The 17,090-nt window shown below is 45.0% G+C and carries 13 protein-coding genes and 1 rRNA gene; 7 read left to right on the forward strand and 7 right to left on the reverse strand.

The window, feature by feature from the left end:
• Positions 1-1,383: DUF5110 domain-containing protein (locus tag ENN47_06990; protein HDP77914.1), on the forward strand; the 1,383-nt coding region annotated here is incomplete at its 5' end.
• Here ENN47_06990 and ENN47_06995 read toward each other — a convergent pair.
• Entirely contained in the window at positions 1,372-3,843 is a 2,472-nt protein-coding gene (locus tag ENN47_06995) for a hypothetical protein (protein HDP77915.1), read from the reverse strand. The two genes, ENN47_06990 and ENN47_06995, sit on opposite strands and share 12 nt — an antisense overlap.
• Positions 3,844-3,958: 115 nt before the next feature.
• On the opposite strand from ENN47_06995, the gene ENN47_07000 reads away from it, so the two are divergent.
• On the forward strand, positions 3,959-4,888 hold the full coding sequence (locus ENN47_07000; protein ID HDP77916.1) for a DMT family transporter: 930 nt from the start codon (positions 3,959-3,961) through the stop codon (positions 4,886-4,888).
• Positions 4,885-6,894 (forward strand): glycoside hydrolase family 13 protein, encoded by a 2,010-nt coding sequence (locus ENN47_07005; protein HDP77917.1) that lies wholly within the window; start codon positions 4,885-4,887, stop codon positions 6,892-6,894. Before ENN47_07000 ends, ENN47_07005 begins: the two co-directional genes overlap by 4 nt.
• 105 nt (positions 6,895-6,999) lie before the next feature.
• Here the strand turns inward: ENN47_07005 and ENN47_07010 are convergent, their stop codons facing one another.
• The 6 genes from ENN47_07010 to ENN47_07035 all read right to left on the reverse strand — a co-directional run bounded on the left by ENN47_07010 (position 7,000) and on the right by ENN47_07035 (position 14,380).
• Positions 7,000-8,772, reverse strand: a complete 1,773-nt coding sequence (locus tag ENN47_07010) for an alpha-galactosidase (protein ID HDP77918.1) — start codon at positions 8,770-8,772, stop codon at positions 7,000-7,002.
• A gap of 209 nt (positions 8,773-8,981) precedes the next feature.
• Positions 8,982-10,124, reverse strand: coding sequence for an aminotransferase class I/II-fold pyridoxal phosphate-dependent enzyme (locus tag ENN47_07015; GenBank protein HDP77919.1), 1,143 nt, complete (start codon positions 10,122-10,124; stop codon positions 8,982-8,984).
• A gap of 4 nt (positions 10,125-10,128) precedes the next feature.
• A complete protein-coding gene (locus ENN47_07020) occupies positions 10,129-11,133 on the reverse strand; it encodes a Gfo/Idh/MocA family oxidoreductase (protein ID HDP77920.1) in 1,005 nt (334 codons plus the stop codon).
• A 72-nt stretch (positions 11,134-11,205) separates the two neighbouring features.
• Positions 11,206-12,306, reverse strand: a complete 1,101-nt coding sequence (gene galK / locus ENN47_07025; GenBank protein ID HDP77921.1) for a galactokinase — start codon at positions 12,304-12,306, stop codon at positions 11,206-11,208.
• A 114-nt stretch (positions 12,307-12,420) separates the two neighbouring features.
• Complete coding sequence (locus tag ENN47_07030; GenBank protein HDP77922.1) at positions 12,421-12,660, reverse strand: glutaredoxin family protein; 240 nt, start codon at positions 12,658-12,660, stop codon at positions 12,421-12,423.
• 118 nt (positions 12,661-12,778) lie between these two features.
• Positions 12,779-14,380 carry a DUF2207 domain-containing protein gene (locus tag ENN47_07035; protein ID HDP77923.1) on the reverse strand — a complete coding sequence of 534 codons (1,602 nt, stop codon included), beginning with the start codon at positions 14,378-14,380 and terminating at the stop codon, positions 12,779-12,781.
• A gap of 61 nt (positions 14,381-14,441) precedes the next feature.
• Here ENN47_07035 and ENN47_07040 point away from each other — a divergent pair, with 61 nt between their 5' ends.
• The 4 genes from ENN47_07040 to ENN47_07055 all read left to right on the forward strand — a co-directional run.
• Complete coding sequence (locus ENN47_07040) at positions 14,442-15,230, forward strand: HAD-IIA family hydrolase (protein HDP77924.1); 789 nt, start codon at positions 14,442-14,444, stop codon at positions 15,228-15,230.
• A gap of 30 nt (positions 15,231-15,260) precedes the next feature.
• Complete coding sequence (locus tag ENN47_07045) at positions 15,261-15,818, forward strand: LemA family protein (GenBank protein HDP77925.1); 558 nt, start codon at positions 15,261-15,263, stop codon at positions 15,816-15,818.
• A gap of 5 nt (positions 15,819-15,823) precedes the next feature.
• Complete coding sequence (locus tag ENN47_07050) at positions 15,824-16,831, forward strand: peptidase M48 (protein HDP77926.1); 1,008 nt, start codon at positions 15,824-15,826, stop codon at positions 16,829-16,831.
• A gap of 193 nt (positions 16,832-17,024) precedes the next feature.
• Positions 17,025-17,090 (forward strand): 16S ribosomal RNA (locus ENN47_07055); the annotation flags it as partial.

Below are 17,090 nucleotides of genomic sequence, written 5' to 3' on the forward strand. Positions count from 1 at the left end.
AAGAATGATTCATTCTGCAAGCGAGGAGATGGCAGACTTTTCAGAGCGGCCGTCTGGCCAGGAGAATCGGGCTTTCCCGACTTCCTAAATGCAGCCACGAGAAGTTGGTGGGGAGAGTATTACTCCCGGCTACTGAGGATAGGAATTGCTGGATTCTGGAACGACATGAATGAACCTGCAATATTCTATACACCGGAATCACTAAGAGAACTAAGACTAATGTTTGCCGAACTTGAGGACCGAGGAATAGAAACAGAGTTTCTTTTCGGGAGAATCATGTCGAAGAAAAAGTATTATGACTATGGGACTGATTTCACACAGAGAGATGACACAGGAACAGTACACCAGCACAGAAAGGTGAGAAACATTTACGGATTCAATATGGCTAGAGCCTCCTATGAAGGTATAAGGAGATACGATCCGGGAAGAAGACCGTTCAACATTACAAGGTCATCTTACCCCGGAATTCAGCGATACGCCATCCTGTGGACCGGAGACAATGATAGCCAGTGGGAGCACCTTCTGAGTGAAATAAGGCTTGTGCAGTCTATTTCAATGGCTGGAGTTAGCTTTACCGGTTGTGATGTGGGAGGCTTCGGAGGTGACTGCAGCGGAGAGTTGCTTGTCCGTTGGACGCAGTTAGGAGTATTTCTTCCCTTTTTCAGAAATCATAGCGCTATTGGTACTAGAAGACAGGAACCATGGGCTTTCGATGAAGAAATAGAAGGGCTTGTCAAGAAGGCTATCGAACTCCGTTATTCATTACTTCCATATCTTTACACGATTCACAAGCAATCCGTAGATGGCGAGACTACTATGATTAGACCCCTCTCAATAGTCTGGCCCCAAGATAGGGAGACTTACTACGCCGACGACCAGTTTATGTTGGGTTCAGCGATAATGGCAGCCCCCGTCTATCAAAGGAATTCGGAGGGAAGACATGTGTACCTGCCGGAAGGAGAGTGGCTTGATCTCAACAGCAAAAGTGTTATCGACGGCGGCCACATTTGGGTGAACGCTCCCTTGGACACGATTCCTCACTTTCAGAGGCGGGATACTCTGCTGCCTACTACAGCCAGTACACAGTATACAGATGGTGGTTCCTGGGGAGACCTTCATTTCACTGGCTTTGTGGAGGAACGGGCCGAATTTGATCTTTACGAAGACGACGGCTTCTCTTACGCCTACAAGAATGGCGAATACTCAATCAAAAAGCTGGTTGTAACCAACACACACGATGGAATCAAGATCGAGGTCCGCCCTCAGAGAGGAACCTTCAAATGTAATGAGAGAGTCTTATCGTTCGAAATATATAATGAATCGGGGCTTCATGAAGCAAGAATCTCCGATTCTGCCTCTGGTTGCGAGATTCTAGTAGAGTAGCCTGAAATCAAAGTATGGAAGGAGTCTCATGTTCTCGAGCATGACTCCCATTCTGATGGCCAACGGGTATGCTGCGTAGAGATAGGCAGTTTCAAATTTGTATATTACCAATCTCCAGGAAAATCGGCTTCCAATCAGTAAGTCGATTTTTGCTCCCATTCCTTCTTCTGAAAGATGGACGAGATTCAAGAAATTAATACCTCTCCTGGAAACAGCATAATCCGAAGAAACTGAGAGTCCCACAACAATATTGGAAGTATCTCTGAAGTCCCACATTTCAACCGGCACAACAGAAGGATCAGCACCAAAGGTTACTCTAGAGAAGATAGTAGAATCAATCGTGAACCCGTCTTTCTTCCAGTCAAAATCGACGTTTATACCTACATCGACGAGATTCGATGTAGCCGTCTGAGTATCCCTAATATTGATTAGAGTCTCAAGCGAAGCCTGACCGCCATAAAGAGCCGAAGAATCTTTAAGAATCGCATTGACCGATCCTGAGAGTCGCAGAGGGTATTCAAATCTAGCCCTCCACCCGAAAGAGAGTTTTGGGTCTATTTTGTACTGTCTGTAGGCATCCAAAGAAGCTTCCGGCCTAAGATCCGAAAACGCAATTGAGAGAGCGAAATCAACTGGGGCGTAATCTTCGCTGAGGAGTTCTATGTGAAGACCCGGTTGCATCGTTTCGAAATTGAATGAACCTCCTACAATGAGCTTGTTGTGAAACGTCAGGTCGGAAAATATTACTGACAAACCTTTGTATGGGATCGGCGATATGAACTTCCAGTCTGCAAAACCATCATACTTGGTCCCCTCTGCCGATTCAGAAGAGCGAGAATTAACCTCGATTGAGTCCAGTTCAAAGCTGGCAGGCTTAACCTCTGAGGCCTGGAGCAGTTTGTTGCCTTGAAACTGACCCGCGGCCACAAAACCATCTCTTGTACTGGCGGGTTCCCTGACATACCTGGCGAAGGATGCCAGACCGGACATCTTTCCTCCTTGAGTCAGGAGATAAATGCTGCTACCTATACCATTTTGAATGGAAATCAGAAGCCCATCAGCCGTCCAGCTGCCGATTGAAAAATCCTTTGTTAACTCATAGAAGCTTAGACTATCGTCGACTGAAGAATATAACGCCAGACATTTGCTTCCAAGAATATTCACTCTGAATGCGACAAGGGTTCCGTCTAGAGAAGCTCTGAGGTTGTCAATCTGTATTTCGGCACCGGCAGAAGCTTCAAAGATCGGTGTAATTCTCTCGTTTCTAAGAGAAAGAATCTCTACAGAAAGGATTCCGAAGTTGTTCTTCAAAACCACCAGGCGGTCCTTACCTATAAAATCAATTCCCAGAAGATGGGAGTGTTTTGTCCTTTCCAATTTTCCTTCTCTGAAGAAATACAACCTTGTTTCAGACACTTCTCTTTCGAAAACGAGAAGTGCTATTTCATTCTCGAAAACCGAAAAATCAAGAATCTCCATGGTTGAATTGAGAATTTCGGCCCCTTCCCTGTACAGGGAGTAACATCTCATCTCTCTATCGTAAGAGAGATAGTACAATCCGCCTGAATAATTCTTTGGTCTGAAGTGACTGACAAATTCTCCAATTTTCTGAGAAAATCTGCTAATAGACGGAGATTCAACTTCCATCCATCTACGAGTTTGAATGTCTATGAACTCTGCCTTCAATTCGTCATAGCTCTTTTCATAAACGGTTCTGAAAGCGACTTCAACTCCGGCGAATCCAAGAATCCCCGACTTTATCCTGACCAATTCCTGAATGCTTTCAAAGCCATAGGTCTCATATAGAAATGTCAGGAATGCATAGCCGTAATTGTAATAGGCCTCTCCCCCGATGCCACTGTGACCAGATATTACGGTCTCCTCGAGAAAGGGATCCTCTCTGTCAAGTTGATCCCAAAGAAAAGGCAAGCGTCTGTAATCGTACTCATAAAGGTCTCCAATAAGCTCGCTCCCTAACTGAGCAAAGCCTTCGGTGAACCACATGGGCTGAAGGGCGTTAGGAAGGTAAAGTCTTGAGAAATAATTTCGCAGAAAGTTTCCTACTTGAGTCGTTGCGGTCATCTGAAATAAATGACTAAGTTCGTGAGTGATTACTTCTTCTAACCAGAAACCGTCATTTCTGTAGGGATAGTCGAGACCGATCGTCATTATGTAGATTGATTCCAGGATTGGATTTGCCAGACCGTTTGACCGATCCTCGTAGCCTCCGATCAATATTGAGATCTTATCTTTGAAAGGGTTCCCGAATAATTCGCTCAAGCTGTGGAAGGTGTTTTCTGCAATCTCTTCAATTTGGGAAACCGAGCCGGCTACTTCGTTATGGTATATGTAAACAAAGTGCTCTGATTCATACTTAAACCAGTCCAGATCTCTGAATGAGTATCCACTGACGATGATCGAAATCAGCAGAATAAAAAACAGAAAATACCTTCTGAACAAAGCAACACCGCCTTCTTGAAAAGAAGATCAATACTATTATAGACTATGCAAAGGCGACAAAGTTCTAAGGTAGGCGGTTGCTCCGCCGCAGTGCTATTATTGGTTGAGGTGCTTTATGGCAGAGATAGAAAGAGACAGGCTTTTGGCATATTTTGCGGGAATTGGTTCTTCAGTTATCTTTGGTCTTTCCTTTCTATTTACGAAGAACGCACTTGAATATACAAACCCCATGTACTTTCTTTCGTACAGGTTTTCCGTTGCCTTTCTGACTATATCATTGTTCAGATTGTTTGGAATCGTTAGGGTCAGACCCTACAGAGCGGTCTTCAAAGATCTGCTTCTTCTCAGCCTTGTTCAGCCAGTAATGTACTTCATCTTCGAAAATGTCGGGGTCTCCTTGTCAACTTCATCAGAAGCCGGAATACTCCTTTCGACAATTCCAATATTCGTTCTTATTTTCGCCAGGGTATTTCTTAAGGAGAGACTTGCCGCTCCACAGATAATCTCAGTCTTGACTGCACTATTTGGAATAATTTTGATAACCGCCGGAAAGGGTATTTCATCAGGAAGCAGTCCGCTGGGACCTATCATTTTGATAGGCAGCACAATCTCTGCAGCCTTCTATAACATTCTCTCGAGAAAAGCCTCTGTCAAGTTTAGATCATGGGAGATTACATATCATATGATGACGATGGGCTTCATCTCTTTCACCGTAATTGCAGTTATACTGTCTTTGTCGAGAGGAGAGTTCTTGTTCTATATCGGCGGAATTGCTCAGCCTCGTGTTGCCATTGCCGCGCTTTATCTCGGTACATTATCGTCGGTCGGAGCATTCTTTCTGATCAACTTCATGTTGTCCAAACTCCAAGCTTCGCGTTCTACTGTATTTGTTTACCTTTCAACTGTTGTGTCTCTTCTGGCCGGTGTTGTCTTCAGGGGTGAAAGGTTCGGTTCAGTTCAGATTCTTGGAGTGTCCTTCATTCTCTTCGGAGTTTGGGGCGCGAACGCCATGACCAGGAAAAGAATCAAGGAGGAGTTCAAATGATGAAGAGAATGACGATCTTGATATTCATCTCAGCAATAGTGATAACTCATGGGGTTTCATTTGTAACCACATCGGACTCTACGCCTTCGGTAGTAATTCTTGAGAAATCATCTGTGCTGGAGATGTCACGTCTCGAAAACAACTGGTGGGGAGCCGAAGCAAATCTTGAGCCGGGCATGTATCACTATTATTTCTCTACAGACGAATCTACTCTCACAGTTGAAAACGATCGCGGCAATCAAAGCGAAGGTGAAGGCGGACTCTCTCTTCTGTCTGTTGAGGACTTCGGAGAACTTCAGAATTCTGTCATACATGATTTTGGAAGCAGGGACTATTTCAACCCGATAAATGAAAAGGAGTTTTACTTCGCCCTTTCATTGCCCTCAGGGAACGTTTATGAAGTGAAGCTGGTGATCGATGACAAAGAGTACTCACTCGAATATCTCCGCGATTTCGGCAACCAAAGCTTCTATCGAAGTGAAAGAATCGAGGTCCAAGTACTTGAATACTATTTTGAGATTGGGACAGGAAAGGACTTACTCATCCTGGATTCTCTTGGACTGTGTCGAGAGCCTCGGACTTTCTTCAGCTTTTCCAAAGAGAAACTTCCTATCCCGTACTTTGAACTACCTGAATGGTCCAGAGGGGCGCTCTACTATCAGATATTTCCCGAGAGATTCGCAAATGGAAATCCCGATAACGACCCCGACGGAACCCAGTCATGGGATATTGACCCCGCCTTTGCGAACCTAGGAGGCGATGGTTTCTTTGGTGGAGACCTCAAGGGAATAATCGATCACTTCGATCACATTCTCGAACTGGGGGTAGAGGTTATTTATCTGAATCCCATTTTCGAGAGTCCTTCGAGCCATAAGTACGATACTGAAGATTACTTGAAGATCGATGACAATTTCGGCGACGACTATGTTTTCGAGGAGCTCATTTCACTGGCGGAAGATTCTGACATCAAATTGATTCTCGATGGAGTCTTCAATCATACCGGCTACGACTTCTTCGCCTTCAAAGATCTCCGTGAAAGAGAGGAGACTTCCCCTTACAAGGACTGGTATTTTGTCAAACGCTTTCCAATAAGGAAGATCCAGGATAGGGCAATGACATATGTGGGATGGAACGGCTACGCATATATGCCTAAGATCAACAGCCTCAACGAAGGCTGGCAGGCTTACGTGGAACAACTTGTACGCAAGTACGATCTTGAAGGAATCGGTGGCTGGCGCCTCGATGTCGCTACAGAAGTCGACCCTCTCTTTTGGAGCGCCTTTTTCAGACCACTCGTAAAGAGCCTCGAAAGGGAGATGATACTTATCGCAGAGTTCTGGGGCGATGCAAGGTCGCTTCTGAGGGGTAAGACCTTCGATTCGGCAATGAATTATCCTTTCAAGGAAGCTGTGATCGAGTATGTATTTAGAGCAGGAAACTCTGCTGCAAAGTTCGCAGCTATGACTAATCTGTATCTCAACGCTTATCCACCTCAGACTCTGCATTCTCTCTGGAACATTCTTGACAGCCACGACACCGAGAGAATTCTTACCCTTGCCTTCAATCAAGTTGATCTTCTGAAGATAGCAGTGGCGATTCAGATGACTTTCATCGGCAGCCCTGTAATCTACTACGGAGATGAAATTGGAATGAAGGGCGGAAAGGATCCCGAAAACAGGGCTCCAATGCTTTGGGATAAGGAGAGATGGAATTGGGAGATCTACGAATTCTACAAAACCCTTATTGATCTTAGGAGATCTCATGAGTCGATTAGAGACGGAGAATATGAAGTGTTGACGACTGAAGGACCGGTTTTTTCATTCAGGAGATGGAAGGACTCTGATGAAGTGATTGTTGTAATTAACCCTTCAAGGGAGAATGCCTTCTTCAACCCTCAATTCGAAGGAGAATTCTGGGATTACCTTTCTGGAAGAAGCGTCTCTTTTTACGAAAATACGACCGAGATCCCGCCATTGACCGTCTGGATTCTAGTCCAGGATGATTAACATCGGCTCCAGAAAACAGAAACCAGCTTTGATGAGATCATTGTGGGAACGTTGAGAGTGGAATAAGCACTTCTCCATCTTGGCGGACAGGTTCGGACTACGGATTTATTCTGTGCTGGATCTCCTCTTTTGTATCCAGATGCTCCTACATGGAAGCTCAACTTCATCGACGGAAGGTATCACACCGGACCAATCCCGATACATTTCTTTTAGTTTTATCGAATGCCTCGGTGTATCAGTAAGATTCACAAATGAAATTACATTACTTTGAGGGGCCTTTCTAGTACAGGCCGCAAAAAACCCATTCATACCGTCGAGAAACACCCTTGGTTCTCCACCTCTGAGTGATATCGCTTCTCTTAGGAGCTCTATTCCGTTCTTGTCTACTCGCGCCATGTCATCACTATTGAGCATCATTCCGTCAAGCAATCCCACAGACAGGGCAAAGATTCTCTTTTCTTCTTCGGTGAGATCACAGTCCCCCAGTATGATCGTATCGGGATCATTAAGCCACAGTCTTCGGTGCATGAAAGATCTAGTATATGCGTTTCTCAAGCAGAATCTTGCACTGGGAACCCCGATATCCATAGGTTCACCGTTCCAATGAGGAGCAGTATCTGATCCTATCCTCATTCCATCGACAAAACCGACTGAAGGGAGAAGTGGCGCTCCACAACCAAGAATGAAGCAATCCTTTCCCGCAGAGTTTCTGATTATCCGCATTCCTTTTCTGTAGGCTTGAACGGGAGTGCCGCTTTCATCAAACCTCCTTCCCGGGATAGCTCCGGCGAAGAGGAAATCTATCTTCAAGTAATCGAAGCCAGAATCTCTAATAGACTTTATCAAGTTTTCAAGATAACTTAAGACTTCTGGATTCGTACTGTCGAGGGCGAATATCCGCTTTCCCCAGTTTCTGTAAGCGACTTTGGGGCTTTCATCATCGTCTCTCACAAACCAATTTCTGTGTTCGTTGAACAGTCTAGAGGTCTCAGAAGCGGAAAAGGGTGCTATCCAGAGTCCTGCGTTGAACCCTTCTCCCCTGATTTCCGATGCGATCTCCTTCAATTGGGGAAACTTGGAGTTGGTTTGAAGCCAATCACCTATGTCTTCTTGATAGCCGTCATCCAGTTGAACGAGTCTGTAATCTATCTTCTCTCGATCTCTGATTTCTGCAAGAAGCCTCACATTCTTAGACAGTTCCTCGAAAGTGATCTCTGTGAAATAGTGGTACCAGCTGCACCATCCGATCCCTTCGAATTCTCTGAATTCCACTGAGTTCTTCTCCCTTATCAAGTCAGCATACTCTTCAAGCATTTCCCAGAGAGTATCACTGCCATATATAGCCATTGTCTCCAGTTCAATCGATTCATTAGGCAGTAGTCTGGTTCCAAAGAGATCCGCAACACCCTTAATGCTTGAGGATTCATCGTTCCATAGGAAATACTGATGGGAGAACTTACTGGAGATGAAACCCACTAGAAGTTCATCTGTAGCAATGAAGTAGTCACTGGGTCTAGACCCCTCTCTCAAAACTTCTGGAATAGGGGTAGCTGCAAGAAGGCTGATCCCCTGGGAATCGGCAAATTGAACGAAAGGTTCAACAACAGGTTGTTCCCAGTAGGCCTTGAAGGGAAACCAGGACTGCCAGTTGTTATAATAAACGGGTTCACTGACGTCTTGAATTTCAATCAGACCCACCTTCCCAACTCTCTGTGGAGAATCGCTTACATTTCGAATTGTAACTTGAACAAGGACAGCAGATGAACCCGGAAGACTGGAGAAGGCATAGTCAGCTCTCAGGTCTTCTTCCTCTATCTTGAACTCTCTCCCACCGGCAACAATCAACTCTTTGATGCTCTCAACTCTTATTTTGAGCACTTTTCATCACCTCGCAGTTTTGCTTTCAATTATAGGCTAGTGCTAAAATAAGTTGAATCATGGTCTCACCATTGGTACCAGTTGGAAAGCCGTTTACGCTATCAATTCTGATTGGCTGTTTTTGATACTCCGTCAGACGCTAAGTTTCAAGCATTTTCATTCCCGCATCTTCCTTCACAAAGGAGAACCGAAAATCTGGTAACCGGGCTTCAAATTTGCTTCAGTGCAATGTCCAGATCTTCAAGAAGGTCCTCAATGTTCTCAATGCCTACAGAGAGTCTTACTCCTCCTTCAGAAAGGCCAACCTCCCTTAACTGCTCGCTGTTGAATGAGGAATGGCTGGTAAGAACCGGAATTGTTGCTAGAGACTCGACTCCGGCCAAACTTGTAGCTTCAATGAAGAGCTCGCTCTTCCTTATGAATTTTTTCGCCGTCTCGAGATCCTTCACTTCGAGATAAACGACACCTCCGAACCCCCTGCATTTAGAGAAACAGTTTGGAACGGCACTTTCTAAAGATGGGTGAGAAACCAGATGAACCTTCGGACTCTTTGAAAGAAAGAGAGCTATCTCTTTTGCATTATTGTTGTGAAGTTCCATACGGAGTCCGAGCGTCTTGACTCCACGGCATACAAGAAAAGCGTCGAAAGGAGCCCCGTTTGTGCCCAGCTTGATCATTTTCTTTCTTGCCAGTGTTTCCAACTCTATCTCTCTGAAAGCGGCAAATCCGGCAATAACATCTGAATGACCGTTCACGTATTTCGAGAGGCTCTGGACGTCAACATCTGCTCCGTACTCAAGGGGTCTGAAATTGTAAGGTGACAAGAAGGTGTTATCCACTACAAGCAGTGCTCTCCTACTGCTTATAGTGTTCGATATTCTCTGGATGTCGGAGAGAATCAGATTTGGATTTGTCATTGACTCGACGTAGACGATTCCAGTATTATCGTCAATTAGGCTTTCAAGACCTTCAAGCCGTGACTGATCGAATCGCCTTACTTCCACACCCATATCCGGAAGATCTGCAAGAAGGCTCTGTGTACCACCGTAGATGTTCCTAGAAATTACCAGATTCATTCCTGCTCTCAAGAAAGTGAGAAAGACCGTAGTTATCGCACCCATGCCCGAAGAAAAGAAGATCCCTCCAGTTCCTCCAAAGAGGTTTGAAAGTTTTCTTTCTACTACACCTATGGAAGGATTTCCAACTCTGGTATAGAAAGTCTCTGAGTTTTCGCTCGCATACTTTTCATCGTCGACCACGAAGTTTGATGTCTGAAAGATTGGAGTTGACACTGCGTCAAAAATCTTAGCCTCTTCTCCGACATGAACCGCTCTAGTATTGAACCCGCTCATCTTTCTATCGGCTTTCCTCTAGCAAGGAATCGACAGCTACTACTCTCTTTTCCACTGCAGAAACCAGTCCGGCCTCTATGGTGGCAAGATCCGAGATGGCTTCCCCAACAGCGCCAAGAGAGTTCTTCTCGCCCTTAACTACATTATAGAAGTCCTTAAATTCCTCAGTAAAACCGTCAGTTTTGTTCACAAAGATCTTTTCACGATCAGCGGCAAAGATTTCGATCGTTGCTCCGTCTTTATCAACAAGCATAAGACCGTCTGTCCCGACGATTTCGAACCTGTTGAGGGAAGCGGGAGCACCGTAGACAACAGAATAGTTTCCGATTGTTCCATTTTTAAGCGTCATGTTGAAGACCACGCAGTTTTCTGCGCCAAGATAGTCCAGGCTTCTCTTCGAGAATCCGCTTACCTCTTCCACATCGCCAAGGATTTTTCTTAAGGCTGCCACATCGTGCACGCCGCCATCAGAAATGAATCCCCCAATGTGTTCCGGCGTCTGCCTCCACTTGGTCTGAACATACTTGTTATCCTGTCCGAAATCAACCCATTTAAGCCAGCTGAAAGCAAGGGGGTTCCCTATCCTGCCTTCTTTAAGCAGTTTGGCAGCTTTCTCATAAACTTCTATGTGTCTGTAGTTTTCGGCTATGTAAACGGGAGACTCGCCAGGAAGTCTCAACAAAGGTACCGCTTCCTTGACAGAGGCTGCCACCGGCTTCTCACAAATTACCGGTTTATTCGCTCTTCTTGCGGCCGCAATCATCTTAGGATTTAAGGAAATCGGAACTGCAAGGACAACAGCATCGACAGATTCTGAAGCTAACATCTCTTCATAAGAATCAAAGACCATTACGTCGCCACCAACTATCCCGGCGAACTCCTCAGCCTTCTTTCTCGTTCTGCTATTGACAGCAACAACTGTGAATAACTCACTGAGATTTCTCAGTGCCGGAAGATGGAGCTCCCTAGAGGCTATACCTGCCCCAACCACACCCAGATTGATCTTCATACGATTCCTCCTTTGGCAATTCAACTTAAGATTTGAGAGATCCGGGGGATCTTTCTAACCTCGAAGATTCCACTACAGGCTGAAAGAGGAATCAACTTCTTTTGCCCCATCTGATGTTCTCACTTCGTATGAGTCCAAATCTATCCCGAATCTCTCTTTATATCTTGTCTTAATCACTTCAACAATCTTCTTCTCTTCTTCTTTTTCGCACAGGGCAAGTACCGACCCACCGAATCCGGCCCCTATCATTCTCGCACCAGAGACTCCCTTCATCTCCCTTAGAGTATTGACAATAAAATCGGTTTCGTCACAGCTCACTTCGTAGTCGAGAGCGAGGGACTCATGAGACTGAATTAGAAGCCTGCCGAGGTTCTCGAAATTTGAATTGGACATGATTTTTACTGACTCCAGTACCCTCATGTTCTCTGAAACCACGTGCAACGCACGCCGGTAATATAACTCACCCAATCTGCTTCTATTCGGAAAGAGATCTACCATAGAGACATCGCGATAGCTGCTCTTTCCAAGGATTTCAAGAGCCTTTCTTGCTTCTTCTCTTCTCTTGTTATAACCTCCTCTAAGAAGGGAATGATGCACTTTGGAATCAAACACAAGAAATGTGTAGTCACCGAGTTCTAGAGGCACATATTCGTAGCGCATCTCAAGAGTATCAAGAAAGATGGCCTTGTCCTTCTTGCCCATTACAGCCGCAAACTGATCCATAATTCCGCATTTGACTCCGACAAATTCATTTTCTGCCCTTTGAGCATAAGTATAGAGCTTTGTCTCATCGAGCTTCAAATTGAAAGACGAGTTCAGCGCCACAATCATGGCTACTTCAACTGCGGCCGAACTTGAAAGGCCCGCTCCTTCTGGAAGATTGGAGTGAATCTCAATGTTCATGCCACCGAACCCTATGCCGAGTTGATCTTTAAGAACCCACAAGACACCCTTCAGATAATCGCTCCAGTCACCGGTCTTTTCGATTCTTGATTCATCAAATGAGACTGATTCCCTTCCCATCGAGCTCAGCGTTATTCTGCTACCATCTGTCTTCTCGACAGATAGAAGGACGTATTTGTCAATCGCAACTGGTAAAACAAATCCCTCATTGTAATCGGTGTGCTCACCTATAACGTTAATCCTACCGGGTGCAACAAAGTACCTCTTCAAAACTACACCTCCAACATTGTACATATATGCTGTCTGTCCTTAATGAGAGGATAGCACCACCAGAACAAAAAAACAAAGCGGGCCAAGGCCCGCCAGATAGTTTTAGGCTTTTTACTAATGAATTCCCAGAAGATTGTCTATCTTGCTCTTGTCAAATCCAACAATGACCTGACTGCCTATCGTTATGACCGGGACACCCATCTGTCCGCTCTTCTTTACCATTTCCTCTGCCTTGGCTCTATCTTTACTCACGTCGTAGTCTTTGAAAGGGATCCCATTAGTCTTGAAGTAATCTTTCGCTCTCTTGCACCAGGGACAGGATGGGGTAGAATAAACAATAACCTTTGCGTTCATAATCTTACACCTCCGGTTACCCCCAAGGGGTATTTATGAACCCATTATAGAGCTCCGCTTTTTTTATGTCAACCCCGCTTCGGCACTGACTTCATTTGAGAAAGATCGGAGAGAGTGATTATGGTTTCACTTTGTTTAGAAGGATCTCAAGCTTCTGTAACTGACGAAGCAGAGAAAGTTGCTGCTCGGTCACCCTCTTTCTGTTGGCGATCAGATTCTGCAGATGTCCCAGTGCGACCAACTTTGCGAGGTCGTCATTGCTAAGCGATTGCTTAGCGAGTAGCTCTTTCTCGGACTTTTTCCATTCCATATAGAAAAGTCTTCCTGATGGAGTCCACCTTGCAAAGATTTTCTTCGGTACAACCAGCAGTAGCCATCCAAGACACCAATCGGCATAAAGTACAATCGAAATTACCAGCGATTCATCGGGAAAAGAGAGGTATACCTGCCAGTTTCCAAAGACGAATTTGAGTATCACAGACCAGATTATCAGGTAGAAAACCGAAAACACAGACATAACGGTAGAGCCCAGATACTCATAAAACCTTCCAGACTTAACGATACGCATTGCATGCTTCTGCCAGAAAAGGTATTGCTCTTTGAACCCGTCAAGCGAGAAGTTGTCATTTTCTGCATCAGGAACCTCCACTGAACCGTCGTTGTTTCTTCGAAGTGATTTCAGCGTCTGTAAGGCCCACTGTTGTTGAGTTGGAATTCCACTGTTACCGGCACCAACTGATATTGAATTCTCCCCGAGGCTGATCTCTCCGCTGTTATGCATCTCAAGAATTGTTGCTAGAAATCCACTGTTATCCACTTCCTGGAAAGGGTTTTTGATTACTGCGTTAAGAAGATATCCCGGCACATCGTAAATCCGATAGCCAATTTCCGACTTCACCTGAGGCTCTACGCCGAAGAGGATAAACGTGAAAAACAATACGAAAAAGGGCACCGCGATTTGAAATCCAATCAAACCCGACAAGAAAGCCTGCTGGAACATAGCCATTTCGTGCTCTTTACGAATCGAACTCTTGCTTATCGTTGTGCTTACAGAATTAGCCATAGTATTTGCGATGCTTTTTGGAAATGAGATTTTTATCTCACCAGAAGCATTTGAAAGGACCGATTTCATCTGCAGTTTCACGGAGTTTCCTACTATCTCTACGCTGGCTTCTTTGTATGGTCTTACTGAAATGTCATTCTTGGTTATTCTGGAGACAATCGATTCGGGAAGTTCCATTGAGAGAGTGATGTCTCTTGTCATAGCATCCGAGTTTGGTTCCCAGAACCTGTAACTCAAGACTGCGATATCCGATCCAATTTCGACGACGCCGGAAATGTTGTACTCGGTAGTCATCATGAACTCGCTGACTTCCTCTTCAAGGAAGATCCTCGCATCAAAGCCTCCGGGAGAGGAAGAGATCTCTCTGACGACACCAACCTCCTGCGAGACATCAATAGAATACGAGTTCAAAACTGAAGGATACGATAAGTGAAGCCTCTTTGATGCTGTGCGGTTATTGCGAGAGAGCGAGTAGACTGAAAGTTCTTTGACTTGAAGATCGCCCTGTTCGTCGAGTTTTGCACTTATCTCGACCGAATCTATTTTATATGGAGCCGATTCTCTCCAAAAACCATTGCCGAGTGCAATAAACATGAAGAAGCCGCTGACCATCATGAATATTATAAAAAAATACTTTCTTTCGAATTTCCTTTTCATTTCATCTCACCCTTTGTATTATACTCTGCTTATGAAAACAATCTGGAAAATGGAGGAAGAGATGCTTAAACGCAAACGGCTCTTCGTTTCGGATATGGATGGAACATTCTACCTGGGAAACACTCTTCTGCCGGGTAGCCTTGATTTCGCCATGGCTGTTGGCCGTCTTGGCGCAAGACTCGTATTTCTGACAAACAATTCATCTCGCACACCTGAAGAATATAGCAGAAAACTAGAAAAAATGGGTGTGGACAGAAAACTCTTCGAAGTCTACACGTCGGGAGAAGCAACAATAAGCTTTCTCAAGAGAGACTTTCCCGAAAAGAAAGCATTTCTTCTCTCAACTCCGTCTGTCAGAGAAATGTTCGCAAAGGGCGGAGTAACACTGGATGATCTTGATCCCGAAGTACTGGTACTTACATACGATACAACGATTACTTATGAAAAGATCCGAAGGGCTGCGCTTCTAATCAGACAGGGTATTCCTTATATAGCCAGTCACCCGGATATCAACTGCCCGACTGAAGAGGGTCCCGTGCCCGACGTCGGAAGCTTGATAAGTCTCTTTAAAACCTCGACAGATCGTAGGCCGGATTACATAATAGGAAAGCCCGACCCCACCATTTTGAAGATGGTGATGGAAGATTTCGGTTGCAGTCCTGAAGAAACTGTCATGATAGGAGACAGAATATACACCGATATTGAATGTGGACTGAAGGCAGAGGTAGATACTTTCCTTGTTCTGTCTGGGGAAACTACAAGAGACATGATTCCGGACAGACATAGTTACAAAGTCGTAGAAAACGTGGGATCTCTGGCAAAGAAGATTGGAGATCACAATACTGTATAATTGCGATAAGTTGGAGGTGATTCAATGGTCATCCTTTTCGTTGTAATTGGAATTCTTGTAGTCTTAGCTCTTTGGCTCATCGGTGTATACAACAATTTAGTAACCCTTAAGAAGAGAGTCGAGAATGCCTGGTCGCAGATCGATGTTCAGCTCAAGAGAAGACAGGATCTGATTCCCAACCTGGTCAATTCGGTAAAGGGCTACATGAAATTCGAACAGGAAACCCTGGACAAGGTAATGCAGGCCAGGGCAAAGGCAATTTCCGCTCAGGGTGTAGGAGATAAGATCAAAGCAGAGCAGGAACTAGGCGGAGTACTTGGAAGACTGCTTGCAGTCGTTGAGAACTATCCAGATCTGAAAGCAAATACGAATGTATCACAGCTAATGGAAGAACTCACCACTACGGAGAATAAGATCTCTTATGCAAGACAGTTCTTCAATGATTCTGCTACCAAGTTCAACACAAAGATCGAGATCTTCCCTAATAATGTCATTGTTGGTTTCTTTGGGGGCAAGTTCGAATCCTTCCCGCTCTTTGAAGTCACAGAGGCCGAAAGAGAGACTCCCAACGTAGATCTCAATTTCTGAGGACAATGTCTTTCACTGTAGATTTCTACGAGGAAAGCAGAAAGAACGTAAGGAAGACCGTCATCCTTGTGATGGTCTTCCTTGTAATGATGATTGCATTTGGACTGATTATTGATCTTGTGTTCGGAATACTCCCCATATTTACCTTGGTCTTCTTAGCTATAGCATCCATACAGACCTTGATATCCCTGACCTCAGGAAAGGAAATTGTACTTAGATCAGTCAAGGCTCGCGAACTCAAAGCGAACGACCCCGAGGAGCGGCAGCTCAAGAACATAGTAGATGAACTTTCGCTTGCCGCAGGGATGGGAAAACCTCCCGAAGTGTATGTAATCGATGACGATTCCGTAATCAATGCCTTTGCCACTGGAAGAAAGCAGGAAGATTCAGTTGTTTGTGTTACAAGTGGACTTCTGAAGAGCCTCGATCGCGAAGAAACTTCCGGAGTGATCGGTCATGAACTGAGCCACATAATCAACAGAGATATTCTTCTCATGACGCTTATTTCCGCACTATTAGGGGCCGTTGTGATAGTTCAGCTCCTTGCATTCAGGGCCTTGATTACCTATCTCAGATTTGGCGCCATCGGTGCTGCTACGAGATCGAGACGCTCTTCAAAGAAGAACGATAATTCTGCTCTTGCAATAATCGCTTTCCTGGCGGCAGTTGCTGGATTGGGTGCTCTCTTTTCATTCATTGGTAGGCTCTCGCTGCTAGCCGTTTCAAGAACAAGAGAATACTTCGCCGATGCACGTGCAGTAGAATTGACAAGGAACCCTTCGGGCCTGGCCAGTGCTCTGAGGAAAATCGTCACCTCTTCGGCGAAGCTTAAGACAGCCAACGTTGCCACAGCCCATCTATTCATCTCCGATCCTCTGAAGAGAGGTATTAACAACAGGACTTCATTCTTTGCATCCCTATGGAGTACTCATCCACCCATAGCGATGAGAATTTCGATTCTTGAAAACAAGACTCTCACGGAAGTTGAAGCCGAGCTGTCCGATTACATTTGATTTTCTCCCCCTTTTGAGTCAATTCACTATAAGAAGGAGTTAGAGGAAACGAACCTGTAACTTGACAATGGGAAGGGGTACTGGTAGTATAGGAATTGCTGACGCGAAGTTAGCGTTAGCGGGAAAGACGAGCGAGGAAGAAGGGTCATTGAAAAATGGATAGCAATCCAGCGAGTTTCAAAAAAATGAGTCATGGATGGAGGGTTTGATCCTGGCTCAGGGTGAACGCTGGCGGCGTGCTTGACACATGCAAGTCGAA

The organism is Mesotoga infera (assembly GCA_011045915.1).
GTDB classification, from domain to species: Bacteria; Thermotogota; Thermotogae; order Petrotogales; family Kosmotogaceae; genus Mesotoga; species Mesotoga infera_D.